Genomic DNA, 24,692 nt, shown 5'->3' on the forward strand with positions numbered 1-24,692 from the left:
GAAAAATATAAATTATGAATAAACACCAATAAAAATCTTAATTTTATAAATATTTATAACTCCAAACCTTTTTAAAAAAGAATTAATTACTATTATATATGTTATACACAAAAGATGGATATCCAGAACCTAATGAAATTGTTCTATGTAATGTTAAAAAAATTTATGGAAATACAACATTTGTAGATTTAATTGAATATGAAAAAGAAGGAGTTCTAACAATATCTGAAATCGCGCCTGGAAGAATTAGAAATTTAAGGGAGTATGTAGTTGAAAATAAAACTATAATATGTAAAGTTTTAAGGATAGATGCAAAAGGAAGAAGGATTGATGTATCTCTAAGAAGAGTTCCTTTACCTGTAATGAAAAAGAAATTAGAAGAAATTAAAAAAGAAGAATATTCTGAGAGAATTTATGTAGATGTTGCAAAAGAAACAAATACTACTAAAGAAGATTTATTTGAAAGAACTTATGCAGTAATTTTTGATACCTATGGTACAGTATTTGAAGCTTTATACGAAGTAATGCTTGATAATACTAAAGTTTCAATATTTAACGAATTAAAAGATGTTGAAAAAGAAAGCTTCATAAAAATTATTAATGATAGAATTAAACCTGAAGAAGTAATATTTAAAGAAAAGTTTGTTTTATCTTCAAAAATGATTAATGGAGTAGAATTAATTAAAAAATCTATAACAAATTCTTTAGAACCACTAAATTATGAAAAATTCCAAATTACTTATACTGCGGCAGGAAAATATGAAATTGTAATTACACATGATGATATGAAGTCTGCAAACATATTGTATGATAAATTTAGAGAAAATTTAGAAAAAGAAGCAAAAGAAAACAATCTTGATTTAATTATTAAAGAGCATTAATTTTTTTAATATTTAATTTCATAAATCTTATTTTTCCACAAATCAATTTTAATTAATTTATTATTTTCTTCATATAAGAAATATTTTAAAACATGATTATATGCTAAAGAAGCAGATGCAAATGTAGTAGAACCTAAAATTCCAAATTCTGCGCATTTTTTATCTTCTACACTATTTGGAAAAACTTTTTCAAATTTTTTATCTTTTCCTTTAAAAATACAACTAATAATCTCAGTTTTAATTGCGCCATTGTAAATCCAATCTTTAGAATTTTTTTCACAAAAATTATTAATGATTCTCCTTGTTTCAAAATTATCGCTCGCATCAATAATTAAATCGGACCCATTACACATCTTAGATATATTTAGACCATTTAAATATTCGTTATAAATTGTAATATTTGAATAAGGGTTTGCTAAAATAAGGTATTTTTTTAAACATTCAACTTTAAACTCTTCAATATCTATATCATTATAAATTTGTCTTTGTATATTTATTTCTTCAATTTTATCATTATCAATTAAAGTTAAATTCAAAAATCCCCCTTTTACTAAAAGTACTGCTAGTGGGGAGCCTATACCACCACAACCAACAATTACGATTTTTTTATCTTTAATTATTTCATTAAAATTATCTGGCAAAAAATCAATTTTATTTTGTCTAGTATATCTCATAAACTATAATTATATTTTCTAATTTAAAAAATCACCTACAAATTGTGTAAATAAGATTTATAAATATGTCTTTATTAAAAAATATATGAATGAAACAATTAATGAGACTATAAATCAAACAATTCAAAAAATACCCGAATTATTTGGTTCAACTCTACCTGTGACTTCTTCGCCAATTTTGGATATTTACCTAATAACTCTATTGACTTCTTCATTTATTACACTAGTTAACAAATATATGTCAGATCAAACAAAGATTAGAGCTCTAAAAGTAGAAATGAAAGATTTGCGTAAAGAACACAGAGAACTTATGATAAAAGATCCAAAGAAGGCTCAAAAAATCCAACAAGCAATGATGAAAAAAAATTTGGAAAATATGAAACACACAATGAACCCAAAAATAATGATCATAACAATGCTTCCAATGCTATTCTTAATCGGTATATTAAGACAATATTATGGACCATTTGGTGAATTTTTCAATTTTTTAGGATTTACTATGTTTGGTTGGTTAGGAACTTATATTGTATTCTCAATCATTAATTCATTAATACTTAAAAAGGTTTTAGATGTAGCTTAAAACCATTAAATATCTTATTTTTCTAGTTTTTATATTCAGGAGGACAAAAATATATAAAGGATAAATCATATTATTTTTTATAAAATGTTTAGAGAGAAATTTACCAATTTTAAACAAAGCAGAGGATACCTATACATTAGGGAATCTGAGTATGTAAGAGATAAGCGAACTCTAAAACGAAAACCTTCTAAATTAGGAGATGGTACTGCAACTAAAGATAGGGGTAAGTATTCAAAGAAGAAAGACATATATTGTGGTAAAATCTTAGAAATTGACATAAAATTTGTAGAAACCTTCAAAGATTATATAGAAAAACAAGATAAGGATTATTTTGAATACAAATTAAACTTAAAATATGAAGAATTAATTGATGAATTTACGAATTATTTGTTATACATCTATGACATTGACAAAGATAATTTTTTTAATGGAAAAAAAGCAGTATATGTAGTTGGAAATGGCTATTTATCAAGAGAAACAATTAATTGGCTTAAAAGATTCAACATTAAAGGTAATTATGAAAGTTCAAAAGAGATAGGAAGATTTACTTATAGATGTGAGGATGTAGGGATATTTGATGAAGACACCATTAATTCACTGTATTTAAAATTAGTTCCACAAGTAAATAAAGAAGATATGTTAGAAGAAATAAATTCTATTCAAAAATCTAATACCGTAGAAGAATACAAATCATATAGGGATTTCATGAAAAAATCTTAAAATAAATCAAATCAATTCTTTAATATTGGTTTTAATGATCTCTCCATTCCTTAGAATTCTATTAATTTCATAATGTTTAATACTTTCTCCTTCTATTGAATGCTTAATAATTGGATCAATATCAACAAATCTTTTATAATCTACAATTTTATCAACTTCTATCCAAAAATTATCTCCTTCCCTTGTATCTTTTAGTAATTCACCTTCAAACTCCCTACAAATATAAAAATATCCTATAATGTGATGGGCAACTTCATTAGTATCTTCTTCAAGACTGATTTTTTCTGTAACGCATTTTAATTTCAAATCTTTGGCTAAAAATCCTGTCTCCTCCAAAAATTCAATCTCTGCTTGTTTTATTTTTGAGACTCCAAGTTCTACTTTTCCTCCAGGAATATTCAAATAACCTAAAAAAGGTTGTTTTTTTCTTGTATTTAAAAGAACTCTACCATCTTTATATCCTATAACAAAACTACAAACAAGAGGTTTTCCTTTAGTTTTAATCTCAACACCATCAATTGAAGTCACTAAATTAAAGCCTTTAGTTGTTAAAACATAGTAATCTTCTTCTTTTTTTAGAATACCTTCTCCAACTAAATTTTTTAAATGATAATCAAAATTTGAAGAAGAACACATTTTCTTGTCCCATATTTCTCCATATTTAAGTTTCTTATTGTACATAAACTTTCTAAGAATTTCTTTTTGGATGTTATTTTCTTCATTCATAATTTTAAAAAACCTTTGAACTATATAAATTTCTTCTCAAATAAATTTGACAAAGAAATATTTAATTTAATTGAAATGTTTAGTCAATTTACTCTTAGAAATATCTAAATCGCTCCTATCATTAATATCTTCGTATAATTCGTATAATTTATATTTTTCTGCAAAAGCCATAATAAACATCAAATACTTGCCTGAATCCACATAATCTTTATCAAAATCTAAATCATCAAAATGAACTTGCATTTTGTTAATTCTCTTATCAAAATCTCTTCCAATATCTCCAGGATAGATTTTAAATGATTTAGCAATTCTTTGAATCTTTTCTTTTTCAAGAGGTTTTTCTAATTTTCCTAAACTAGGTTTACCAGTAAACTTAGTTTTTTCAACAACTTTATTCGTCTTTAAATTGTTCAATCTCTCATTACTCTTCTTTGACCAATCTGTCTTTTTAACTTGTTTAAATGGATTAATAATTTCATTACTCATAATTTAATTTCATAAGAATTATTTATAAATTTTTTTAATGGTTTACCAGTAAACTTGAAAATCTCAAATCAATTTTGAAACCTTAACTAAAAGTTCTTCAAAATCTTCTGTGGCTTTTTTGTGTTCATATTTCTTCTCCGGTGCACTTTCATATTCAATTGCAGTAATACCTCTCATTCTTGCCTTTTTAATGTGCGAATTCTCTCTAATTGGTGTTGCAATAAACTCTTCTTCGATATTTTCATACAACATATCAATAATTGCTTGATTATCGACTTTAAATCTCAAATCATATCTATTTGGAACAATTAAATAATTAAGTTCTTTAGTTAAAATTTTAAGTTCATCAAGTCTTGATATATCATTAATAGTGTGGATAAGTCCTGTTAGAGAATCAACATCAAAATGAGTAGGACAAATGAGAAGATCAGATGCCACAAGAGAAATATCTGTTAAAGTATCAGAAACTCCTGGAGATAAGTCCAATACAATATAATCATAATTACTAAAATTTTTATCTTCAAATTTTTCTTTTAACTTCAAATGGTAATTTTTAATACTCTCTAAATATCTTGAAACCTCATAAAGTCCAGAATCAGCCCCAATAATATCTAAATTATCTTTAATACTGTATTTAGCATAATTTAAATCAAAATCATCATCACCTAAAAGATTAGAACTGGTAAATTTATCCTCATCAATTTCTTTAATAAAACTCTTTGTCAAATTAGCTTGAGAATCTAAATCAATAAGTAAAACTCTAAATCCTTTCTCTGAGAGTAAATATGCTAAATTCGAAGAAATAGTGGTCTTTCCAACTCCTCCTTTTGATACTTTCACAGTAATTACTTTAGTCATACATTAAAGAATCAAAGTTTGGTTTTTAAATTCTAGTAATTCTACTCTAGTAATTTCAGATTTTAAGTAATCTTGGTAAACTTGGTTTACTAAATGACTAGAAACTTATTTAAATTAAAAAAATACGATTTTATTAATGGTATTCATGAGATTAAAAACTTCAAAACAAAATTTAGAACAAAAAATAATAAATTCTGATTTTTCACAAATCTCTAAAATTCCTGATATCAAACAAACTTGGTCATTATTTAAACACTCAAGTTCTAATTATAAAATTTTATTAAGTGATAAATCAGATCTGATTGGTACAAATAATTCTTCTATGACTGAAAACTTTATTGATTACTTGCAACCCCTATACAAAGCAGAAGAAGAATTTGAGTGTTTAAAAAAATATTGCAATTTAATTGGTCCTACAATCCCTATTTCTTTAGCTTTTAGTATAATCTCATTATTCGGGACAATGTGTTTTTTAAAAAATCAATCTCAAGAGTCTATGTTTTTATCATCTCTTACAGTAGGTTTTTTATCTTATTTAGGAACACAAAATTTACTAACATATCCTCAGAAAAAACATTTGAAAAATGAAATAGGATATTTAAAGCAAAAATATTCTCTAGATTATGGCAATGAAGTTTTAGATTCTATATTAAAATATGAAAAAACGCCTAATTCATTATCTTTCCCTTCAAAAGAACCTATTTAAGCTTTTCTGAGATTTGCTTTTTACAACTTCATCAAAATCTATATCTAAATTTTCTAATAAATCATCTGAAACGCCTTTTAACTGCTTCTCAACATAATGTTCATAATCATATTGAGTTTTTTCATCAATCAATTTGATATGTTTAGGTCCATTTTTCGTCATAATATACTCTACCAATCTCTTGTTAAATTTAGGAAGCTCTCTTGCAGCTTTAACATGAGGTGGAGTCATTTTTGTATATTGATACAGGGGTTTAGTAGTCTTTTTTTTGTAAACTAAATCTTCATCATACTCTCCTTTCTTAAGCTTATCAACTTCTTCAAGAATAAATTTTTTAATATCTTCATTGCTAACCTTTGAAAATATTTTATCAATTAAACTAATTTGAAATTTTTTAGCAAGATTTGTCCAATCACCTCTAATTGCTTCAATTCCCACATAATCGTAATCTTTCTTAAATTCATCAAATCCCACATACCTCTTTTTTGATGCAATAAAAAAATTCGAATAAAATTTCTCAAATTCAATATTTAAAAAATTTTCTTGTCCAAACTCTTCTTCAACCCATTTCTTAAAATATTCATTCAAATCTTTCTCTAAATCTCTTCCCGTACTAATCTTTTCATCAAGTAAACCCAGTTTACCAGATAACTTAACAAAAATCGAATCAGTATCTCCATAAATAACTTGGTCTCCTCTATCCTCAACAAATTTCTTAGCTTTTTTAATAATAAATCTTGCAAAAGATGTAATTGCCTCACCAACATCTTTATTGTACAATCTAGACTTAGGACTAGCAACAGCACCATAAAACGAATTCATAGTGGTCTTAAGTGCAAAACTCTTAACCTCATCTTTTTCCTTTTTCGCAATATCTCTTTCTTTATACAATCTTAATATCAATTCAGGCAAAACTCCTTTATTTTTAATGAATTTAGCGCCATTAGGGGCTTCAATTTGTCCATTTTCATCATAGGTGAAAGGGTCAATATTAAATGTCATAATAATTGAAGGATAAAGCGATTTAAAATCTAAAACATACACATCATCATAAAATCCTTGCACAGGGCTAACAACATAGGCGCCCTCAATTGGTGAAGAAGTAGTATAATTAAAATTTGAAGGCGCAACAAATCCTTTTTTATGCAATTCTTTAAGGTACATAATGTCTAAAGTTGCAATGGGGGATTTTACTTTTTGAAGAGGAGTATTTGTAATAATGGATCTTTGAGTCATAAGATCAAAGAGTTTTAATTTCTCAACAATCTTAGAAACAAGCACAGAATCCTTAAAATTGTATTCAATTAACTTAATGGGGTTCGAATTCAAAAGCTTTCTAATTTGTTCTAATTTGTCATCATCGTCATCATTATCTGCATTTTCATCATTTAAATCAATCTTTTCATCCTTTAAAGCCTCTTTAGCAACGGTATCTAACTTATAATCTTCAAAAGCAATAAAATTAGACTTCAAAATTTGTATGGCGTCCCAAACAAGAATTCCTGAACAAACCATTGTACTGTCTTTAAAAAAGTCTTTATTTATCTTTAATTTACTCTCCTGGCCATATTTTGAAAATTTGAAATCTATTGAATACAGCTTCATTCGCTCCTTAATTACTCTAAAATCAAAATCTATAACATTCCATCCTATCATAACTTGAGGTTCAAAAACAACAACTTCATTTTTAAATTTCTCTAAAATTTCTGCTTCATTTTCTAACAATTCTACCTTAAAACCTTCAAATTTGGTCTTTTCAATGGATTTTAGGTGTTTTTCATCTATTTCTTGAGCATTCACGAAAACTTTATTTGATTTAGAATTATCTGGAGAATATGTACTAATCATAATGATTATGTCTTCTTCGCCCTCCCTAATAGTTTCAATGTCTAAACACAGATACTTTAAAATGTTAGTTTTCTTACTTAAATTTGAGATTTTGACTTCATTTTCTATTAGATATTGATGTTCTGTAATCAAATCTTGCTCATATGTCTCATATTTGTTGTTTCTAGACTCAGAAAGTATAAATTCGTACAATTCTTTGTCTTTAACTTCAATTTTTAGCACTTTGTCTGTATTTTTGTTTTTTAATTGGTCATTTGCTAGAATAATCTTATCGCTTTTGATGTTAAGAGCTTCAAAATCGTTCTTTTTCATATAAATTGTGTATTCTAGGGTGTTTTTTTCATAAATGGTCTGTTTTTGTTCATTTACATAAAAAAAATTTAATTCGATATTCTCTTCAGTTTCTTTCTTTTCTATTTGATATAGAAATTTATCCATAATTTGATTAATTCTTTCACATTTAAATTAGTTTTCAATTTGTATTTAAACATATATGTTTACTAATAAACAAACGCGTTCATTAATATCTCTTTTTATTGATTAAAGCTCTATTTTTACTCAAAAATATTATTAATTAGTATATTTTTCTAATTTTTCATATTTGTTTGTTTTATTGTCTTTAAATCTTATTTTTGAGATTATTTCTAACTTTTTTAACAATTTTAAAGTTAATTATTGATTTCTAGTCATTTATATTGATTATTGAAAGTTTTAAGTCTTATTTTTCCTTTATTTCTCCAAATAAAACATATTTGTTCGCGTTTGTTTGTTTTAGTTTTTTTTGTTTATTATTTAGTTGTCGTTGGTCCTCTAAACATGTATATATTTAATGATTTCAAATTATTTGAAAAACAAACAAAAGAATAAACTTTATATAGTATTTAGAAATTATATTCATATGGTATTTAATGAAGATATTTGTAAGAAATTAAAGGATTTAAGGTCTGGAAAGCTTTCATGTGTCAAAAATGTTAGCAATTTCTTAGCAAACATTGAAAAAAATAATGAAAAATACAACATTTTTCTTGAAATTAATAAAGATGCATTGAAAAAAGCAGAAGAATTAGACTCTAAATTAAAAAATAAAGGTAATTTAGGAACTCTTTTTGGTTTAACATTTGCAGTAAAATCAAATATATCAGTTAAAGGATTAACTATTTCTTGTGCTTCTAAGACTCTTGAGAACTATAAGGGCACTTTTAATGCAGAAATCATCGAAAAAATCCTAAACGCGGATGGAATTATTATAGGAATCACCAATAATGATGAATTTGCATCAGGATCTTCTGGAGAGAACTCAGCTTTTGGTAATACTATTAATCCTTCTTCTCCAAACAGGATTCCTGGTGGCTCTTCCTCAGGTTCTGCTGCAGCAGTTGCAGCTGATATGTGTGACATTGCATTTGGTTCAGATACGGGTGGAAGTATTAGAAATCCAGCATCTCATTGCGGAATCATTGGAATAAAGCCAAGTTATGGTAGAGTATCAAGATATGGTTTAGTAGATTTATCGATGAGTTTAGATCAAATCGGTCCATTTTCAAAAGAAGTGTATGGTTCAGCTTTAGTACTAAAAGAAATTGCAGGTTTTAGTGAAAACGACTCAACAACAGTAGATTTGCCCGTTCAAGACTTTGTAAACTCTAAATCTGAGAGCAAATATAAAATTGGAGTGATTAAAACCTTTAAGAATTTGGTAAAAGATAAGGGAATTCAAGATTTAATTGATGACAAAATTGAATCCTTAAAAAAACTAGGCCATGAAATCATAGAAGTTGATATTAAAAATATTGATTTAGCAATTCAAGCGTACTATCCAATTGTATACACTGAATTTTACTCTGGAACAAGGAAATTTGATGGAATTAAATTTGGTAAAAAAATTGAAGATACTTGTGGTCCTGAAGTTCTAAGGAGAATCTTGGGAGGAAAAGAGATCTCAAGGTCAGAATATGATGGGGCTTACTATAAAAAATCTCTAAAAGTAAAAGAGATAATTGCAAAAGAATTTGAAAGAGTATTCAAAGAAGTAGATTTCATTATAACTCCAGTAACTCCTACGCTTCCTCACAAATTTGAAACAAAACTATCTATTGAGGACATGTACGCATACGATGCTTTCACAATTCCTGCCAATCTTGCTGGAATTTGTGGAGGAGTTGTATCTAAAGATAAAATTGAAGATGAAGGAGATAAAGTCTCAGTTGGAATTCAAATTCTTGCAGACAAATTTAAAGAAGACAATTTATTCAAAGGATTATACTTACTTGAATCTTTGAATTAAAATTCTTAAGAAATTAAAAAACCTTATAAAATCTTATTTTTTAGACTTTTTATGAAAAAAAAAAGAAAATATTTTTTATAATCTTAATTACAATACTCTTAATTGGCATTATTTCTTTATCTCTAAAAACTCCTTCAAATAATCGAGATTGGTCTGAAGATCAAAAAACTCTATCCTATGCAAAAATTAATGACAATTTAATTCAGATTTACAATATTAGAAATTTCACATATAAAACAACTAAAGACTACACTACTTCTTATTATAATCAAACTTATGACATAGATAAACTTGAAGGACTGGACTACATTGTAGAACCATTTTCATCATTTGAAGGTCTAGCACACACATTCCTATCTTTTAAATTTGAAAATGAAACTTACCTTTCAATCTCAGTTGAAATTCGGAAAGAAAAAAATGAATCATTCTCTCCACTAAAAGGATTATTTAGAAATTTTGAATTAGTATATGTAATTGACGATGAAAAAGATTTAATTAAATTAAGAACAAACTATCGTAATGATAGTGTTTACTTGTATCCTGTAAAAATCACAAAAGAAAGTTTACAATTATTATTCCTAGATATGATAAATAGGACAAATCAATTAAAAGAAAATCTTGAATATTACAATACTTTAACAAACACATGCACAACAAATATTTTAGACCATGTAGACAACATTACCAAAGGAAAGATAAAATACTCTTATTATGTCTTATTTCCTGGTTATTCGGGTAAATTAATTTATGATATTGGTTTAATTAATACTAGTTTAAGTTTTGATGATGCAAAACAGTATTACAAAATTAATGACTTAGCTTTAGCAAACGCAAACTCTAAAGATTTTTCAACAAATATTAGAAAAGAGATAAAATAATCCTATTTTTTATCCACAATTTAATTTTTGGGACAAATTTTCAAATCAAACTACTTAAATAATAGATTTTTAAGTGAAATATGAAAAAGATAATCATTGTTTTTTTAACAATAATTTTGTTTGGAAAAGCAATTAATGCTTCAGAAGAATTATACATCAATGAAATCTCATTTTTAAAACCTGAATTCGTTGAGATTTACTCTTCAAACTATCTAAACTTCTCAGAAAAACTGTTTTATGATGATGGCGGCATTGATAAGGCGAATACTTTAAAACTAATTAACAACAAAGATTCAAACATTTACTTAATCGTTGGTGATGATTTCTTAGATGGATATGACATTTCACAAATAAATGCAACAATCTATGAAACTCAAAAATCTGGACTTGGTTATTATGGTCTAAAAGATTCAGGAGAAAATTTTACAATAACTCTAAATTCTACTCTAAATTTAATCTGGCCAAACAATCAAGAATATGAATTTGAAGAAAATCAAACTCTAAATTACAATTCCTCTTCGAAAGATTATTTTATAGCAAATTCTTCTCCTGGGGAGTTATCTCAGAATTTAAGTTTACCAGTAAACTCAAACATTAATATTACAAATGAATCTATACAAAATATAACTACAAATATTTCTTCATGTAATTTTTCATTTAAAATAATTCCTTATAAAAATTTAACATTTGATAAAATTGAATTTGAATTTGAAACAAATATTTCGGATTTTCAAATAGAATATTGGATAGAATCGTATTTGGGAAATATTGTAAAAAATAAAAGAAACACGACAAATCTTGATATGAAAACCTACACTCCAAATTCACAAACAGAACTATATTTCATTAAATCAAATCTATATTTTTTAAACTGTATTTTAAACGATTCAAAATTAATAACTTATTACAATAAAAATCCTATAACTACAAATTCTGAGGAAAAATCTTCTTCAAGTTCATCTTCTAGCAACGATAATCAAAATAAAATATCTCAATCCTACATTATTATTTTAAATGAACTAGACTTTTTAAATGGTTCAACAAATGTGTTAAAGTATGAGATTTACAAAGGAAACAGCCAAAAGAGAACAATATATTTTTATTTGAATAAAGAAAAAATAAGTAGTTTTGAATTAGAGAAATACTCAAAAATAAAAGGTTTAATAGAATTTAAAGAATTTAATTACAACAACACTCTAGTAATTGAAGGACTTGATTTGAAAAAAGAATTTAACTTTCTAAGAAATAATTCTCAAAATATTATGCCTGCTAAAAAATCTTTAGCATATTCTCCAAAATTACAAATATTCTCTATCAACAATTCCAAACTACATTTCAATATTGCAAATATCTCTCAAAATTTATCTGTCCTTTGTTATGTAAATAACATCCGAACAAAAGTTTCAACTGTATTAAATCTCTCGTCAAATAAAAGTTCGTCATATTTTTTAGAAATAAATGATACTAAACTCAAAGAAACAAAAGAGAAAAATTTCAATTTAAAACTGTATTGTAAATACAAGAAACTAGGTCTAAAAACTTACAACTATCTATCTCAAAATTTCACCTATTCTATTATCCAAAATTCTAATAAGAAAAAAATAAATTCAACTATTTTTGACACTTACAATTCCAACTCTATCCAATACATGTCCATTGAAAAAAGTCAAGACTCTATATTAACTTCAAAACCTGATTTAAATATTGAAGAAAATATAACAATTTACACTTCAGATAGATCAAACACGAAAAAATCTTCGATATTTTATGTATTTTTAGCTCTTTCTCTTATTGTAATTGTATTTATTGTGCTTTGGTAATCAATTTTAAACGATTAATTTAACATCTACCAAATAAATCCCTTTATCGCTACAAATAACTGGATTTAAATCTACTTCTTTAATCAAAGGAAATGTTTCTTGTAAATAAGAAATTCTAATTAATATCTCATAAAGATGTTCGAAGTGAATTGGCCTTGTCCCCCTGAATCCATTTAATCCCTTGTAAGCTCTAGAACTCTTAACAAGTGCTTCTGAAGAGGTTTTAGTCAAAGGACAAGTTGCAAAATTCACATCATTAAACAAACTAACATATGTTCCTCCCATTCCAAACATAATAAAATTACCTAAATTATCCTCAGACTTCAAACCAATAATGGTTTCAAATCCTTTAACTTCTTCTTCTAAGGTAATTGTGAAATCTTTTATTTTTTTTGAAATTTTATCAAACATCTCAATTGTTCTATCTTTAAAATTTTCAGAATCAATATTAAATTCTACTCCACCCAAATCAATTTTATGAATTGCAGACTTAGAATCAACTTTTAAAATAAATTTTTTATTTGAACTTATCTTAGTGGAAAGAACTTCATCTATATCTTTAAAAACTATTTTTTCAGGAAGATTAATTTTTAAAATATCCATAATCTTTTTCGTTAATTCAAAATCTAAAAGTCCCTTCTTATTCTCTAAAATTTTATTAACCTCTTTTACTTTGGTATTAGAAAATTTATATTTGGCATTCTTATTAATATACTCAAAGCAATTATAATCTAATAATTTTTTCATACTCTTAATTACATCAGAAGGAGTAAAAAAACTTGCAACTCCATTATCATCAAAATATTTAGTAGCTTCAAAAATTTCTTTAGAACCCAAAAAAGAAACATAAATAGTTTTCTTACTCTTCTTTGAGATCTTAGCAATATTTTTTGCAATTTCAAGTGAGTCCGTCATCATCTGCGGAGTTAATAAAATTAAAATATTTGAAACATCTTTAATTTTTTCAATCTCTTCTAAAGCACTAGTGTATCTATCTGATTTTGCATCACCTAAAATATCAATAGGATTATTAAGTGAACCTTCCTTAGGTAAGAAATCAAATTTAACTTTTTGTTCATTAGATAATTTATACAATTCTAAATTATTCTCTACTGCAAAATCTGTAGCAATAACTCCTGGACCTCCAGCGTTTGTTAAAATAATTAGTTTATTATTCACAGGCAAATTTGTTTTCAAACCAATTAAAGTATTAAACAATTCATTAAGTGTATTAACTAAAATACCATTACTCTCATTAATTGCAGTTTTAACTAAAATATTATCTTGAGCCAAACTTCCAGTATGTGACCCAATTGCAGCTTTTGCAGAATCAGAATTTCCTGGCTTAATAATAATTACTGGTTTAGTCTTTGAAACTTCTCGCAAAACTTTTTGAAATTCTTTCCCGTTCTCAAGCGTTTCCATGTAAAAAACTATAGCTTTAGTTTTTTTATCATCTTTTAAATACTTAAGAATTGAGAGTTCATTAACTCCAGCCATATTTCCTAAACTAATAATTTTGGAAAATCCTATGTTTTGTTTAAAACTCCAATCGATAATTGCATCAATAACTGCTCCACTCTGGGAGATAAGTGCAACATCACCATTTTTCGGAATATCTTTTGCAAAAGAACAATTTAATCCAATATCTGAATTTAAAATTCCCAAACAATTAGGTCCAACTAAATTAATCTCATTTTCTAAAACAATTTTTTTAATTTTCTCTTCTCTAATTCTTCCCTCTTCTCCAGTTTCTTTAAATCCTGCAGAAATAATAACTACATTTTTAATATTAGCTTTGATACAATCTTTCAAAGAATTAATAACATAATCTTTAGGAATTGCAATAATTGCTAAATCAACACTAGATTTAATTTCTATAATATTAGTATATGCTCTAACTTCTTGTATTTTTTCAAATTTAACACTAATAGGATAAATATTAAGTCCGGACAACTTTTTAATATTAGAAAAAATAAATCCTCCAATTTTACTAACATCATTAGAAGCACCAATAACTGCAATAGATTTAGGATAAAAGAGTTTATCTAAACTTTTATCAGAATTTACATTTAAAACTTTTTGAATCATAAAATAAAACACTCCTAGTTTAATAAAAAATTCTATTGTAATTTGAAAGTGGTTTTTTTTAAAGATACTAACTTTTATAAACAGATTTGCGTTTTTATTAGTATAATACGAATCAATTTCGAGGAGAATTTAAGATGTTAATTAAAAAAAGAACAAAAATATCCAGACAAAGAGGCTCAAGTGGTCACGGTTGGGGACACAAGAAAAAACATAGAGGAGCAGGACATAGAGGTGGAAAAGGACTCGCTGGTACTGGTGCAAGAGGAGATCAAAGAAAATCTGCAGTTCTTAGTGGAGCGAGTAGTTTTTTAAAAATTGTATCTGCTCAAAAAGGAGTTACATTAAAATCTCTAGCTAAAAACTACATGCATTTTGGTAAAAAAGGATTCAAATCACTCCATAAAGTTACTAATGATGTTTTATCATTAAATTACATTGAAACTAATTTTGATAAAATGGTTGATACTGGTTTAATCTTAAAAGAAAAAACTGAATTTGTATTTGATGCAACAAGTGCGGGATACGATAAAATTTTAGGAAGAGGTAAATTTTCTAAAAAAGTAACTATCATTGTTGATCAAATTTCAGAAATTGCAAAACAAAGAGTAGAAGAAGCAGGTGGAAAAGTTATTCTTCCTGCAGAAGACAAAATTGAAAAAACACCTTCTGAAGAGTAAAATATCCTTTTCATTTTTCTTGAATAATAAAGAATTTTTATAAAAAGTTTCTATAATAAGACCTTATGGGCAAAATCATTGGTCTAAAAAATTTAAACGATAATAAAATAATCTTAAATCTTGAAGTTAATTTAGGAGAGTCTATAAGACTAAAAGGAAATTTAGAAAATATTCAAATTTTTTCTGAAAATAATCTTGCATCAAATACTAGAATAGTAAAAAGAGGCAAAAGAGAATCCACAAAATATATACTAATTCCTAAAGAATATAGGGATGAAATTCAACCAAGTGAGAACATTCGTTGTAAAAAAATTGATTGTTTAGATAAAAGTTTTCTAGTCTTTGAAATTCCAAAAATTTAATTTTTCTTACTCAAATAAAAAAAAGATTTATATATAAACTAAAATAAGTATAAATTATGGGCGAACTAGATATAGATATTCTTAAAGAATTGGGTAAATTTACTCACGATTTAAGAAAAAGAGTATCAACTATTCCTAAAGTTGGAACTAGTATAACAGAATTAATAGATTTTGTAGAATCTGAGATATTTAAAGCTGGTTACATGCCTGCTTTCCCCTGTGGAGTATCAATCAATGAAATTGCTGCCCACTATACTGTTTTTAATGAAGATATTTTATTAAAAAAAGGAGATGTTGTAAAAATTGATTTTGGGGTTACTCATGAAGGTTTTATAACAGATAATGCAATAACACTCGAAATTGAAGATAATAAATATGAGAAATTAATGCAAGCAAACTTAGAAGCACTAAATAAAGCAGTTGAATTAATAAATGTCGGAGTAAGTTTACATGAGATTGGAAAAGCGGTTAATGAAATTGCTAAAAAAAATGGATTTAATACAATTCATAATCTCTCTGGACACCAAATTGGCAAAAATGATTTACACTGTGGCTTAAGTATTCCAAATTATGGGAATTTAAATAATAGTAAAATTAAAGAAGATTGTGAATTTGCAATTGAACCTTTTTTTACAAAAGGAGAACCAAAAGTAAAATCAATTGGTTCTTCAAATCATATGCATTTAGCAAAAGACAAACCTATTAGAGATCCTATCGCTAAAAAAGTATTAATTTATATTAAGGAAAATTTTCCTGAACTACCATTTTCAAAAAGATGGTTACTAAAAGATGTTATAACAAAAATTAATCCAAATATTAAAGGCAAGGAAAAAGGTTTTGATTTAAGAAAAGTAAATTACGCTGTAAAAATTTTAAAAGATCATGGTATATTGTACGAATATGACTGTTTGGTATCAAATGATGGAAGTATAATTACACAGTTTGAAGATAGCGTAGTTTTTGATAAAGATAAAAAAATCGTTTTAACGAGATTATAAAATGGAAGAAATTGAAATTAAAATTAGAAATATCAATAAAAAAGATATTATCGAGAAAATTGAAAAATTAGGAGGTCAAAAGAATTTTACAGGTAAAGTTATTGATTTTAGATTTGACACTCCAGATAGAAAATTATCAAAGCAAGGAAAAGCTTTAAGAATTAGGCAAAAAGGAAGATACATCTTTTTGAACCTTAAAGGAAAAAAGAAATCCATTCAAAATATTACTGGTAGGGATGAAATTGGTGTAAAATTAAGTAATGGTAAAATTATGCACAAAATCTTAAACGAATTAGGTTTCATTAAAATATTTGAATTAAACAAATATAGAACTGAATACAAATTACTTGAAGTAAAGTTTGACATTGATGAATACTTAGGAATGCCTCCAATCTTAGAAATTGAAGGAGATAGCTACGAAATAGTAGAAGAATACATTGAAAAATTAGGCATTGATGCTGAAAATATCGGAAGAGTCTACATCAGAGAAATACTTGCAGCAAAAAGAAAATACGATGAAAGAAGAGCTCTACACAGCAAACCTGTAGAAACTCCAACAAACGAACACAAAATCAATTACAAAGAAATCATGTAATTGATTTTTATTTTTCAAATGCTATGAGTATATACTAAACATTTTACATATAATTCTTTTATGTTTCCAGGTATTATTTGTTTCCCATCAAATTCTTCAGATATAAAATATAGACAATCAAAAGTTAATGCTCCCGGAAACTTTTCTTCTGTCTTTATCATTAACTCTTGTTCTAATTGTCTAAATTTCTGTTTGTCACCAAATATTTGAGAGTTCATTCTACAAGTTGTAAGGTTGGAAGCGAGTGAATAGAAGCTAACTTCTTCGCCTCTTTCTATTAATTCTTTAATAAATTCTTCCTTATTCATAAAAATTAATATTCTGTAAAAGTATATAAGGTTTGTTGAAAATTCAAAATAAGAAGTGAGGACGGAAGGATTTGAACCCCCATCTGCCGCTCTGGAGGCGGCCATTCTGCCAGGTTATACTACGTCCCCACAAGAACTAGTAATAATTCAAATCTTAACTTCCTTTTAAAGTTTTTTAATTTCTTGAAACATTTTCATTGTTTTTGATTTGTAAAATTCCTTATTTATGACTACAAATATTTTTAAATCCAAATCAAAATAGTTAATATTATGGCAAAAAGAGAAAATATATTGCCTTTTGCTCCAATTGGGAAGCTAATTCAAGACTCAACAGGAAAAAGGGTCTCAAAAGATGCAAAAGAAACAGCTGCGCAGATACTCGAAGAAGTAACTGAAAAAATCATAAAAAAAGCAGCATTAATTACAGAACATTCTAAAAGAAAAACTGTAAAAAGTAAAGATATAAATCTTGCATACAATCAAGTAAAGGGTGAATTATGATGAAAGAAACAATTTATGAAATAAATTTTAATTTCGTCCAAAAATCACCAAGAGGGGATTTTTGAGAATGAAAGGACTACCAATTTTAGCACTAGAGAGATTAATGAAAGAAAAAGGAGCCGAAAGAGTTTCAGATGATGCAAAAGAAGAATTAAAGAAAATCTTGGAAAATTATCTCTACGACTTATCTCAAAAAGCATCAAAAATTGCTTCACATTCAGGAAGAAAAACAATTAATTCTGGAGATCTATTAATTGCTAAAGAGTAGTCTCTAAAAATCAATTATTTTTATATAATTACTTTAAAGATATTAATAAACTTTATAAAGTCAATATAGGTCATTTTATATAAAGGTTTAAAAAGTTTTCTAAAAAGTGCATAAAAAGGAACAAAATGGTTGATGAACATATAAAAAAATGTCCTGACTGTGGTGGAACTAACTTATACCACAACAAAGATAGAGGAGAAATTGTCTGTAGAACATGCGGATTAGTGATTGATAATAAAAATATTTCTCTTGGAAAAGAATGGAGAGATTTTGAAGAAGACGATGATTCTGAAATGAGAAGATCTGGAGCTCCAACTTCATATACAAAATACGACTTAGGTATGGGAACTGCAATTGGTTCTGAGAGTGATACTTATTCGTTAGACAAAAAACAAAGATACAAACTACAAAGATTAAAGAGATGGCAAAAAAGGTTATCTACTGTAATGGAAAAAAATCTTAAAATTGCTCTAGGGGAATTAAGAAGATTATCATCTTACTTAAATCTACCAACTTCAATTGAAGAAGAAGCAGGTAAAATTTATACTGAAGCTGTTCAAAAAAATTTGGTTAGGGGAAGAAGTATTGAGAGTGTTGTTGCAGGAGTAATTTATGCAGCATGTAGAAGACAAAACATTCCAAGAACCTTAGATGAGATTTCTGAAGCATCAGGAATTGACAAAAAAGAAATTGGAAGATCATATAGATATGTTACAAGAGAATTAAAAATTAAGATTCTACCATCAAATCCAGTAGATTATATTTCAAGATTTGCATCAGTTCTAAACTATAGTCCTGAAACGCAATCAAGAGGAATCGAGATTTTATCACAAGCACTCTCGTTAGAACTAACTTCTGGAAGAGGACCAATTGGAATTGCAGCAGCAGCTCTATATATTGCCGGACTTTTAGAAGGAGAAAGAAGAACACAAAGAGACATATCTGAAGTTTCTGGAGTAACTGAAGTTACAATTAGAAATAGATACAAAGAAATAATTACTAAATTAAATCTTGAAGACGAAATTAAAAAAATCAAAGCAAAAAATAAGGAGAAGGAAGAAGACAATGAAAGTGGATTATAAATTAGGATTTATTTTTGTATTATTTATTGCATTATTTACTTCAAGTTTTGCTGCAACATATAATCAAAATGGAGATTTAACAGTAGACATTGATTCCTTAAAGGGAAATGTATTTAATGATGATATTGTACAAACATTCGAATTAGAAGTTTCAAACAATTTGAATTCTAAACAATCAATTCAAATACTAAAACCAACAATAGAAGGATGGGATATTGAAATCTCTGAAGAAAATCTAGTTTTGGATTCAAATGAAAAACAAATTATTTCACTAAAAATCATTGCTAATGCAAATTTTGATTATGGTAAAAGTGTTGTAAGTCCAGATTTATTAAAAATCATACAAAAAGATAATTATGAAGGAAATACTAACTTTTTATTTACAATTTTAGGAAAAAATGAGAATGTATCTTTTAATTATAATTTGGTTGTTGAGAGAAAAAATACTGCTGAAGAATATAAAATTGAAATTGCAACTCAAAAAATTTCACCAAAACAACCACTTAAATTTTCAATCAAAGGAGAAAATGTTGCTTCTGCGCAAACTATTCAAGTTGTATTAAAATATGCAGACAAAGAAGAAGTATTCGAAGACACATTTAGTGCCTCAGAACATTACAAAATTTATGAACAAACAATTGAAAACACAATCTCACCTGGTCCTATTTTAGTTGAAATTACAATTCGTCTAAAAAAAGAAAATGGATTAGTATGGGAATGGATTCAAGAAAAAGATATAATTGTTTCTGAATATACACAATTAGACATAGAAGAAACTAGCAAAAAAGGTTTTTTCAAAAATACTTATACAACTACAGTTACAAATTTAGGTAACATCGACCAAGAATATCAAAAATCTATTAATGTAAATTTATTTAATTACTTATTCTTCACCTCAAATCTTGAAGAAGAAAGAGTAGATGGAAAAGCTCAAATAAATATTGGTATTGAAAAAGGTGAAACTAAAGACATAGTTTTCTGGTTTAATTATTTACCAATTTATGTAATATTATTTGTAATAATCATTTTATCAATTTATATTTATATTCGAAAAAATTCAAACCCTATTGATGTTGAAACTAAAATTTATGAAATTAAAAAAGTAAATCATGAAGGAGTAAAATCTATGAAAATTAGAATTGGTTTTGAAAATATAAAAGAACAAATGATTGATGATCTAAGTATAGTATTTAGAATGCCAGGATATTTAAATGTGAAAGATAACACATTCTTATTAACTGAGCCAAATCATGTACTTAAAGGAAAAAATCAATACAAACTAATTTGGGATTTCAAAAAATTTGAAAAAGATGATTCAAGAATATTAGGATTTGCAGTAATTAATTCAAGAGGAATTTTAGGAGATATTAAAATTCCAGATTTAGAAATTGAAGTAAAATCAAAAGGAAAAATTAGAAGGTACACTAAATCTTTTCCAATAATTAAAGGATAAATTAAAATGTCAAACCTTTTTAAAAATAAGAAAGGAATATGGGATAAAATAATAATTTTAATGATTATGTTATTTGTTGTAATGATAGTATGGTCTTCATTTTCTAAAAATTCAGATGCTCTAAAAATTTTAGATGCAGCGCAAATTTATTATGATAATCAATGTGAAATCTCAGATAAATATTGTGATAAAGTTCTAAAAAATTGTAATGACGAAGAATGTTCCTCAGATGAAGAAAGCATCTTAAAGTTATATTCTGAAATTAAAGATTGTGATTATTATGAAGATAGTTGTTCAAAAGAAGAAGAATATAGATGGAATGAATTTAAAGAGAGATTAGAAGATTTAAAATCTGATGAAAAAAGTTCTCTTTCAAATTCAAATTATGAAAATGTACTTGCAGAAAGTGAAGCTAAAAAAGTTTACGAAGAATTAGACTTAGACAAAGTAATTAGTAAATATTCAACTATTGATGATATAAATAAAATAAAATCAATAATCTTAATTGAGACAAAATCTAACCCTTTAGATACTGAAGGTCATCCAACACTTAGATTTGAATGTCATAAATTTAATAAATATGTGGGAGCAAATACAATGCCTTGTACAATAAATTCTGGAGAAAGTTTTAGTAGAGTTTCATCTGAAACAAATAAAGATGCGTTCATGAAAGCAAAGGAAATAGATGAAAGGTCGGCAATATTAAGTACAAGTTTTGGTTTTGGACAAATAATGGGTTTTAATTATCAAAAAGCAGGATATGATAGTCCTGAAAAATTTTACAAAGATATGTTTGACCCAGAAAAACAAATTGCTGCAATGATTAACTTTATTGAATCAACACCAGTACTAAAAAATGAATTAGATAAAGAAAATACTGATTGGAGTATTATCGCAAGAAATTATAATGGTCCCGCTTATGCTGAAAATAGTTATGATGAGAAATTAGAGGATACATTTAAATCTTTATCTTAATCTAATATTTTAAAATCACAACAAACTCTATATTTTCTTGGACTATATTGTCCTACTTTTCTAGTCTCAATAATCTCAACTTCTCGTCCAAATTCCTTTGCATTCTCTTTTACTGTATTCTCAGTAAAATGAGGGAAATCATTTTCATGTACAAAGTCATACATATGAATAATTGCCCCTTTAGAAGCAACTCTAAAAGCACTTTCTAAAAAATGTGAAGCATCCTTTGGCAGAGGCATAAAAATCTCATCAAAAAGATTAATATTTAAAAGTCCATCTTTTGAATTTTCTAAATAATTGATAAGGTAGGTTTTTGTTAAACTATTATCAAACAAATATTTTGTACCCTCAATTTTACAAATAAAATTAAATTTTTGTGAAAACAATACAATATAATTTATAATATCTGATTTAACAATAAATTTATCTAGATCCAAAACTAATACATCTTTTGTTGAATTTTTCAAACTATCATATATTTTTTCAATCGTCTGATTAATAATATAATTATCATATGAATCTGTTGGTTCTAAGTATTCTTTCAAATGAAGGTTTTGAGTAACTTTTTCTACATCTCCATTAATAAAATTAAATTTTAATTTACTAATAATCTCAGTTAAGACTTTTTCATAAATTGGAAAATTATTATTCTTCACAAACTCTAATACAGATTTATATAATTTTGATTTTTTAACTAGATTTTTATTCAAATCTATATTTGAAACCGCCAAATCATGACCCATAGGATTAATCTCAATACTGGTAACTCTTTGCAAATTTGGTTGTTTTTTATATGCAACAAAACTATAAGGTCCAGCTCCTGAAAACATAACTAGAATTTTTTCATTTTCCTTCAAATTTTCCATAAGTTGCTCTCTCTCTGTTGAAAGTTTTGCAGAAAAATAAACAACTTCAGGATTAACATTTAATCTAATACCATTTTCTAAATAAAGAGTCTCTTTCTTATTCTCTCCAGTAACATAAATTAAATCTTGAGTTCTAAATTCTCCGTGATGAACTCCAGATTTTTTTAGAACAGTTTTAATTGAAGAATTAACTTTAAAAATTGCCTCACCAATTTGTTTCCCATAAGCTTCTATTTCTTCTGGAACTTCAATAATTGCAATATCTCCAACAACTTCAAATGAACGAAAAGCAACATTTTGCTTATCTTCAGGTAAAATTTCTTTCAAATAATCTTTAAGAGATGTTTTTTTCATATATTTTTAAATATTAATTCATTAAAAAAGGTTTTGTAATATAAAAACAAATACAAAAGATTTATAATATTAAAAGACACGAAACCTATAATATGGATTTAAGTAAAAGAATAATCAAATTAATTTCTGAAAACAAAGATATTGCAATTCAAAGGGGAATAGAACTAATTGAAGGATTTTCAGAAGAAAATATAGATAGAATAGTATTTGGTGGTGATGGTTCAAAAGATATTGCGCCAAAAGTTAGGTCTTATTTTTTTAAAAAAGATGTTCCAGAAATAGTGTACTATGGTGGCAAAATTCCTCAAAATTCAATTGACTCTCCTAATACAAGAATAATATACTGTCCTTAATTAAAAATCAAAATCATCTTTGATTTCTCTAATTGCATTAGGGTCCTCACCTCCATGCCATGTAAATCTTGGTTTAACTTGCATGGTATGTAACCTCTCATTCTTATCATCCATAATAATTGCGCAACCTCTAGTTCTAGGCATCGAATTAAAAAGAGCTTTTGAACCTTTGGACTCATAACTCAAAAAAATTTTATCAAGTGCTTCTAGGTCAAATGAAGAAGTAATCCTGTGAGATAAAACTATGTCTGATTGAGTGATTGCATCTGTATGTATTTTTCCTGGCTGCTGAGTTGCAAGAATTAAACTAACACCTGGTTGACGTCCTTCTCTAAGAATTGTAATAAGTGCTTGTGAAGATGGGGCTGTATCATCTCTTGGTAAAAACTCATGAGCTTCATCAACAATTAGCCAAGGCATAGGCAAATCATCCTTAACATCATCACTCTTAAGAACTTGCGTTTTATTAACAATATCGTATAGTTCTTCTCTTTTCCTAACAAGCATTCTCTCAACAAAAATTTTCTTAGCAATAATTCCAAGTGTTAATGCTTTAACTTCCCATCCACCAGGCATTGCAACATAAGGTGATAAATCCATAACAGTAACTTTCCCACCAATCAAAATTTCTCTAATTGGTCTAGCATTCTTAGAAAAAATACCCCAAGTCTTACAATTCTCAAATCTATTTGTTACAGCAAGCTTAGTTTGGTCATTTAATCTATCATCTTTATTAGTAAAATCAAGTACATCATCTATCTCAAAATTCTTCCCTGAATCTAATAATTTATTAATTACTCTTTGGACTGCAACACCTATCGGATCATCTGTTCCTAATTTAAATGCATTCATCCAATCTTCAGTACTTAATTCATTAGGTCTAACATAAAATGGAAAATCAACAGGGATTCCATCTTCTTTATATTTATTATAAAAACCACCTGGAACAAAAATTACAACATCTAAACCTTTACCTTCAAGACCCCATCTCTTAAGAATATCTTCTTCTTTCTTATTGGCGTATTTCATAGACCAATAAACTCCCATAGTATCAAGTAAAACAAAAGCTAAGTTTTTTGCAATATCTGGGTCCATATCAGCGAGTCCCTCAGCAATCGAACCCATTGTATAGGACTTTCCTCCTCCTCTCTTTCCACATATAAGCATGGCGTGCGCTCTTGCAACATCCATATAAATTGGATTAGAAAGTGATGAAGTCTGTCCCATTTGTACATACTGTTTTCCAATAAAAACTGCACCTTCTTTTCCGTACTTTTTTATATCAGAAGCGCTTCTTCCTAAAACAATATCATACATTTTTTATTTATTAAAAATGGATTCGAATAAG

At 26.7% G+C, this 24,692-nt stretch carries 26 protein-coding genes and 1 tRNA gene; 17 read left to right on the top strand and 10 right to left on the bottom strand.

Features of this window, described 5'->3' with window-relative positions:
- Positions 1-98 precede the first annotated feature (98 nt).
- Positions 99-881 (top strand): S1 RNA-binding domain-containing protein, encoded by a 783-nt coding sequence (locus tag PF569_05695; protein ID MDA3855729.1) that lies wholly within the window; start codon positions 99-101, stop codon positions 879-881.
- 5 nt (positions 882-886) lie between these two features.
- On the opposite strand, the gene PF569_05700 is transcribed toward PF569_05695, so the two are convergent.
- Positions 887-1,555 carry a ThiF family adenylyltransferase gene (locus tag PF569_05700; GenBank protein MDA3855730.1) on the bottom strand — a complete coding sequence of 223 codons (669 nt, stop codon included), beginning with the start codon at positions 1,553-1,555 and terminating at the stop codon, positions 887-889.
- 85 nt (positions 1,556-1,640) lie between these two features.
- Between PF569_05700 and PF569_05705 the strand changes: the two genes are divergently transcribed.
- Both PF569_05705 and PF569_05710 read left to right on the top strand, forming a co-directional pair.
- A complete protein-coding gene (locus PF569_05705) occupies positions 1,641-2,135 on the top strand; it encodes a hypothetical protein (GenBank protein MDA3855731.1) in 495 nt (164 codons plus the stop codon).
- Positions 2,136-2,219: 84 nt separating this feature from the next.
- Complete coding sequence (locus tag PF569_05710; protein MDA3855732.1) at positions 2,220-2,855, top strand: hypothetical protein; 636 nt, start codon at positions 2,220-2,222, stop codon at positions 2,853-2,855.
- Between the two features lie 6 nt (positions 2,856-2,861).
- On the opposite strand, the gene PF569_05715 is transcribed toward PF569_05710, so the two are convergent.
- The 3 genes from PF569_05715 to PF569_05725 all read right to left on the bottom strand — a co-directional run bounded on the left by PF569_05715 (position 2,862) and on the right by PF569_05725 (position 4,925).
- A complete protein-coding gene (locus tag PF569_05715; GenBank protein ID MDA3855733.1) occupies positions 2,862-3,581 on the bottom strand; it encodes an NUDIX domain-containing protein in 720 nt (239 codons plus the stop codon).
- Positions 3,582-3,647: 66 nt separating this feature from the next.
- On the bottom strand, positions 3,648-4,067 hold the full coding sequence (locus PF569_05720) for a hypothetical protein (GenBank protein ID MDA3855734.1): 420 nt from the start codon (positions 4,065-4,067) through the stop codon (positions 3,648-3,650).
- Between the two features lie 63 nt (positions 4,068-4,130).
- Entirely contained in the window at positions 4,131-4,925 is a 795-nt protein-coding gene (locus tag PF569_05725; protein MDA3855735.1) for a ParA family protein, read from the bottom strand.
- Between the two features lie 136 nt (positions 4,926-5,061).
- Here PF569_05725 and PF569_05730 point away from each other — a divergent pair, with 136 nt between their 5' ends.
- Positions 5,062-5,631 (top strand): hypothetical protein, encoded by a 570-nt coding sequence (locus PF569_05730; GenBank protein ID MDA3855736.1) that lies wholly within the window; start codon positions 5,062-5,064, stop codon positions 5,629-5,631.
- Here the strand turns inward: PF569_05730 and PF569_05735 are convergent.
- Entirely contained in the window at positions 5,614-7,917 is a 2,304-nt protein-coding gene (locus tag PF569_05735) for a hypothetical protein (GenBank protein MDA3855737.1), read from the bottom strand. The two genes, PF569_05730 and PF569_05735, sit on opposite strands and share 18 nt — an antisense overlap.
- A 460-nt stretch (positions 7,918-8,377) precedes the next feature.
- Here PF569_05735 and gatA point away from each other — a divergent pair, with 460 nt between their 5' ends.
- The 3 genes from gatA (at position 8,378) to PF569_05750 (ending at position 12,461) form a co-directional block, all read left to right on the top strand.
- On the top strand, positions 8,378-9,763 hold the full coding sequence (gatA, locus tag PF569_05740) for an Asp-tRNA(Asn)/Glu-tRNA(Gln) amidotransferase subunit GatA (protein ID MDA3855738.1): 1,386 nt from the start codon (positions 8,378-8,380) through the stop codon (positions 9,761-9,763).
- Positions 9,764-9,978: 215 nt separating this feature from the next.
- Complete coding sequence (locus PF569_05745; GenBank protein ID MDA3855739.1) at positions 9,979-10,641, top strand: DUF4105 domain-containing protein; 663 nt, start codon at positions 9,979-9,981, stop codon at positions 10,639-10,641.
- A gap of 80 nt (positions 10,642-10,721) precedes the next feature.
- Positions 10,722-12,461, top strand: a complete 1,740-nt coding sequence (locus PF569_05750; protein ID MDA3855740.1) for a hypothetical protein — start codon at positions 10,722-10,724, stop codon at positions 12,459-12,461.
- A 6-nt stretch (positions 12,462-12,467) separates the two neighbouring features.
- Here PF569_05750 and PF569_05755 read toward each other — a convergent pair whose 3' ends face one another.
- The gene (locus PF569_05755) at positions 12,468-14,552 is read right to left on the bottom strand and encodes an acetate--CoA ligase family protein (protein ID MDA3855741.1); all 2,085 of its coding nucleotides are present in this window, start codon (positions 14,550-14,552) and stop codon (positions 12,468-12,470) included.
- Between the two features lie 134 nt (positions 14,553-14,686).
- Here PF569_05755 and PF569_05760 point away from each other — a divergent pair, with 134 nt between their 5' ends.
- The 4 genes from PF569_05760 to cyaB all read left to right on the top strand — a co-directional run bounded on the left by PF569_05760 (position 14,687) and on the right by cyaB (position 17,184).
- Positions 14,687-15,229 (top strand): uL15 family ribosomal protein, encoded by a 543-nt coding sequence (locus tag PF569_05760; GenBank protein MDA3855742.1) that lies wholly within the window; start codon positions 14,687-14,689, stop codon positions 15,227-15,229.
- A gap of 65 nt (positions 15,230-15,294) precedes the next feature.
- The gene (locus PF569_05765) at positions 15,295-15,591 is read left to right on the top strand and encodes a hypothetical protein (protein ID MDA3855743.1); all 297 of its coding nucleotides are present in this window, start codon (positions 15,295-15,297) and stop codon (positions 15,589-15,591) included.
- Between the two features lie 56 nt (positions 15,592-15,647).
- Complete coding sequence (gene map / locus PF569_05770) at positions 15,648-16,589, top strand: type II methionyl aminopeptidase (protein MDA3855744.1); 942 nt, start codon at positions 15,648-15,650, stop codon at positions 16,587-16,589.
- A gap of 1 nt (position 16,590) precedes the next feature.
- A complete protein-coding gene (cyaB, locus tag PF569_05775; protein MDA3855745.1) occupies positions 16,591-17,184 on the top strand; it encodes a class IV adenylate cyclase in 594 nt (197 codons plus the stop codon).
- A 14-nt stretch (positions 17,185-17,198) separates the two neighbouring features.
- Here the strand turns inward: cyaB and PF569_05780 are convergent, their stop codons facing one another.
- The gene (locus PF569_05780) at positions 17,199-17,492 is read right to left on the bottom strand and encodes a hypothetical protein (GenBank protein MDA3855746.1); all 294 of its coding nucleotides are present in this window, start codon (positions 17,490-17,492) and stop codon (positions 17,199-17,201) included.
- Between the two features lie 56 nt (positions 17,493-17,548).
- Positions 17,549-17,621 (bottom strand) — tRNA-Trp (locus PF569_05785).
- 141 nt (positions 17,622-17,762) lie between these two features.
- Between PF569_05785 and PF569_05790 the strand changes: the two genes are divergently transcribed.
- From PF569_05790 to PF569_05810, 5 genes are all read left to right on the top strand, one after another.
- The gene (locus tag PF569_05790) at positions 17,763-17,993 is read left to right on the top strand and encodes an NFYB/HAP3 family transcription factor subunit (protein MDA3855747.1); all 231 of its coding nucleotides are present in this window, start codon (positions 17,763-17,765) and stop codon (positions 17,991-17,993) included.
- Between the two features lie 67 nt (positions 17,994-18,060).
- On the top strand, positions 18,061-18,261 hold the full coding sequence (locus tag PF569_05795; protein ID MDA3855748.1) for an NFYB/HAP3 family transcription factor subunit: 201 nt from the start codon (positions 18,061-18,063) through the stop codon (positions 18,259-18,261).
- 125 nt (positions 18,262-18,386) lie between these two features.
- Positions 18,387-19,343: a transcription initiation factor IIB gene (locus PF569_05800; protein MDA3855749.1), complete on the top strand. Its 957-nt coding sequence runs from the start codon at positions 18,387-18,389 to the stop codon at positions 19,341-19,343.
- Complete coding sequence (locus tag PF569_05805) at positions 19,327-20,796, top strand: hypothetical protein (protein MDA3855750.1); 1,470 nt, start codon at positions 19,327-19,329, stop codon at positions 20,794-20,796. The genes PF569_05800 and PF569_05805 overlap by 17 nt, the downstream gene beginning before the upstream one ends.
- Positions 20,797-20,802: 6 nt before the next feature.
- Complete coding sequence (locus PF569_05810) at positions 20,803-21,771, top strand: N-acetylmuramidase domain-containing protein (protein MDA3855751.1); 969 nt, start codon at positions 20,803-20,805, stop codon at positions 21,769-21,771.
- Here PF569_05810 and PF569_05815 read toward each other — a convergent pair.
- Positions 21,768-22,991 (bottom strand): hypothetical protein, encoded by a 1,224-nt coding sequence (locus PF569_05815; GenBank protein MDA3855752.1) that lies wholly within the window; start codon positions 22,989-22,991, stop codon positions 21,768-21,770. The two genes, PF569_05810 and PF569_05815, sit on opposite strands and share 4 nt — an antisense overlap.
- A 92-nt stretch (positions 22,992-23,083) precedes the next feature.
- Between PF569_05815 and PF569_05820 the strand changes: the two genes are divergently transcribed.
- Entirely contained in the window at positions 23,084-23,344 is a 261-nt protein-coding gene (locus PF569_05820; GenBank protein MDA3855753.1) for a hypothetical protein, read from the top strand.
- On the opposite strand, the gene PF569_05825 is transcribed toward PF569_05820, so the two are convergent.
- Positions 23,345-24,661, bottom strand: coding sequence for a DUF87 domain-containing protein (locus tag PF569_05825; GenBank protein MDA3855754.1), 1,317 nt, complete (start codon positions 24,659-24,661; stop codon positions 23,345-23,347).
- Between the last annotated feature and the right edge of the window lie 31 nt (positions 24,662-24,692).

The organism is Candidatus Woesearchaeota archaeon (assembly GCA_027858315.1).
Classification (GTDB): domain Archaea; phylum Nanobdellota; class Nanobdellia; order Woesearchaeales; family UBA583; genus UBA583.

Coding starts and splice junctions, on each gene's coding strand:
- PF569_05695 (MDA3855729.1), top strand. CDS start 99: ATGTTATACACAAAAGATGGATATCCAGAACCTAATGAAATTGTTCTA.
- PF569_05700 (MDA3855730.1), bottom strand. CDS start 1,555: ATGAGATATACTAGACAAAATAAAATTGATTTTTTGCCAGATAATTTT.
- PF569_05705 (MDA3855731.1), top strand. CDS start 1,641: ATGAATGAAACAATTAATGAGACTATAAATCAAACAATTCAAAAAATA.
- PF569_05710 (MDA3855732.1), top strand. CDS start 2,220: ATGTTTAGAGAGAAATTTACCAATTTTAAACAAAGCAGAGGATACCTA.
- PF569_05715 (MDA3855733.1), bottom strand. CDS start 3,581: ATGAATGAAGAAAATAACATCCAAAAAGAAATTCTTAGAAAGTTTATG.
- PF569_05720 (MDA3855734.1), bottom strand. CDS start 4,067: ATGAGTAATGAAATTATTAATCCATTTAAACAAGTTAAAAAGACAGAT.
- PF569_05725 (MDA3855735.1), bottom strand. CDS start 4,925: ATGACTAAAGTAATTACTGTGAAAGTATCAAAAGGAGGAGTTGGAAAG.
- PF569_05730 (MDA3855736.1), top strand. CDS start 5,062: ATGGTATTCATGAGATTAAAAACTTCAAAACAAAATTTAGAACAAAAA.
- PF569_05735 (MDA3855737.1), bottom strand. CDS start 7,917: ATGGATAAATTTCTATATCAAATAGAAAAGAAAGAAACTGAAGAGAAT.
- gatA (MDA3855738.1), top strand. CDS start 8,378: ATGGTATTTAATGAAGATATTTGTAAGAAATTAAAGGATTTAAGGTCT.
- PF569_05750 (MDA3855740.1), top strand. CDS start 10,722: ATGAAAAAGATAATCATTGTTTTTTTAACAATAATTTTGTTTGGAAAA.
- PF569_05755 (MDA3855741.1), bottom strand. CDS start 14,552: ATGATTCAAAAAGTTTTAAATGTAAATTCTGATAAAAGTTTAGATAAA.
- PF569_05760 (MDA3855742.1), top strand. CDS start 14,687: ATGTTAATTAAAAAAAGAACAAAAATATCCAGACAAAGAGGCTCAAGT.
- PF569_05765 (MDA3855743.1), top strand. CDS start 15,295: ATGGGCAAAATCATTGGTCTAAAAAATTTAAACGATAATAAAATAATC.
- map (MDA3855744.1), top strand. CDS start 15,648: ATGGGCGAACTAGATATAGATATTCTTAAAGAATTGGGTAAATTTACT.
- cyaB (MDA3855745.1), top strand. CDS start 16,591: ATGGAAGAAATTGAAATTAAAATTAGAAATATCAATAAAAAAGATATT.
- PF569_05780 (MDA3855746.1), bottom strand. CDS start 17,492: ATGAATAAGGAAGAATTTATTAAAGAATTAATAGAAAGAGGCGAAGAA.
- PF569_05790 (MDA3855747.1), top strand. CDS start 17,763: ATGGCAAAAAGAGAAAATATATTGCCTTTTGCTCCAATTGGGAAGCTA.
- PF569_05795 (MDA3855748.1), top strand. CDS start 18,061: ATGAAAGGACTACCAATTTTAGCACTAGAGAGATTAATGAAAGAAAAA.
- PF569_05800 (MDA3855749.1), top strand. CDS start 18,387: ATGGTTGATGAACATATAAAAAAATGTCCTGACTGTGGTGGAACTAAC.
- PF569_05805 (MDA3855750.1), top strand. CDS start 19,327: ATGAAAGTGGATTATAAATTAGGATTTATTTTTGTATTATTTATTGCA.
- PF569_05810 (MDA3855751.1), top strand. CDS start 20,803: ATGTCAAACCTTTTTAAAAATAAGAAAGGAATATGGGATAAAATAATA.
- PF569_05815 (MDA3855752.1), bottom strand. CDS start 22,991: ATGAAAAAAACATCTCTTAAAGATTATTTGAAAGAAATTTTACCTGAA.
- PF569_05820 (MDA3855753.1), top strand. CDS start 23,084: ATGGATTTAAGTAAAAGAATAATCAAATTAATTTCTGAAAACAAAGAT.
- PF569_05825 (MDA3855754.1), bottom strand. CDS start 24,661: ATGTATGATATTGTTTTAGGAAGAAGCGCTTCTGATATAAAAAAGTAC.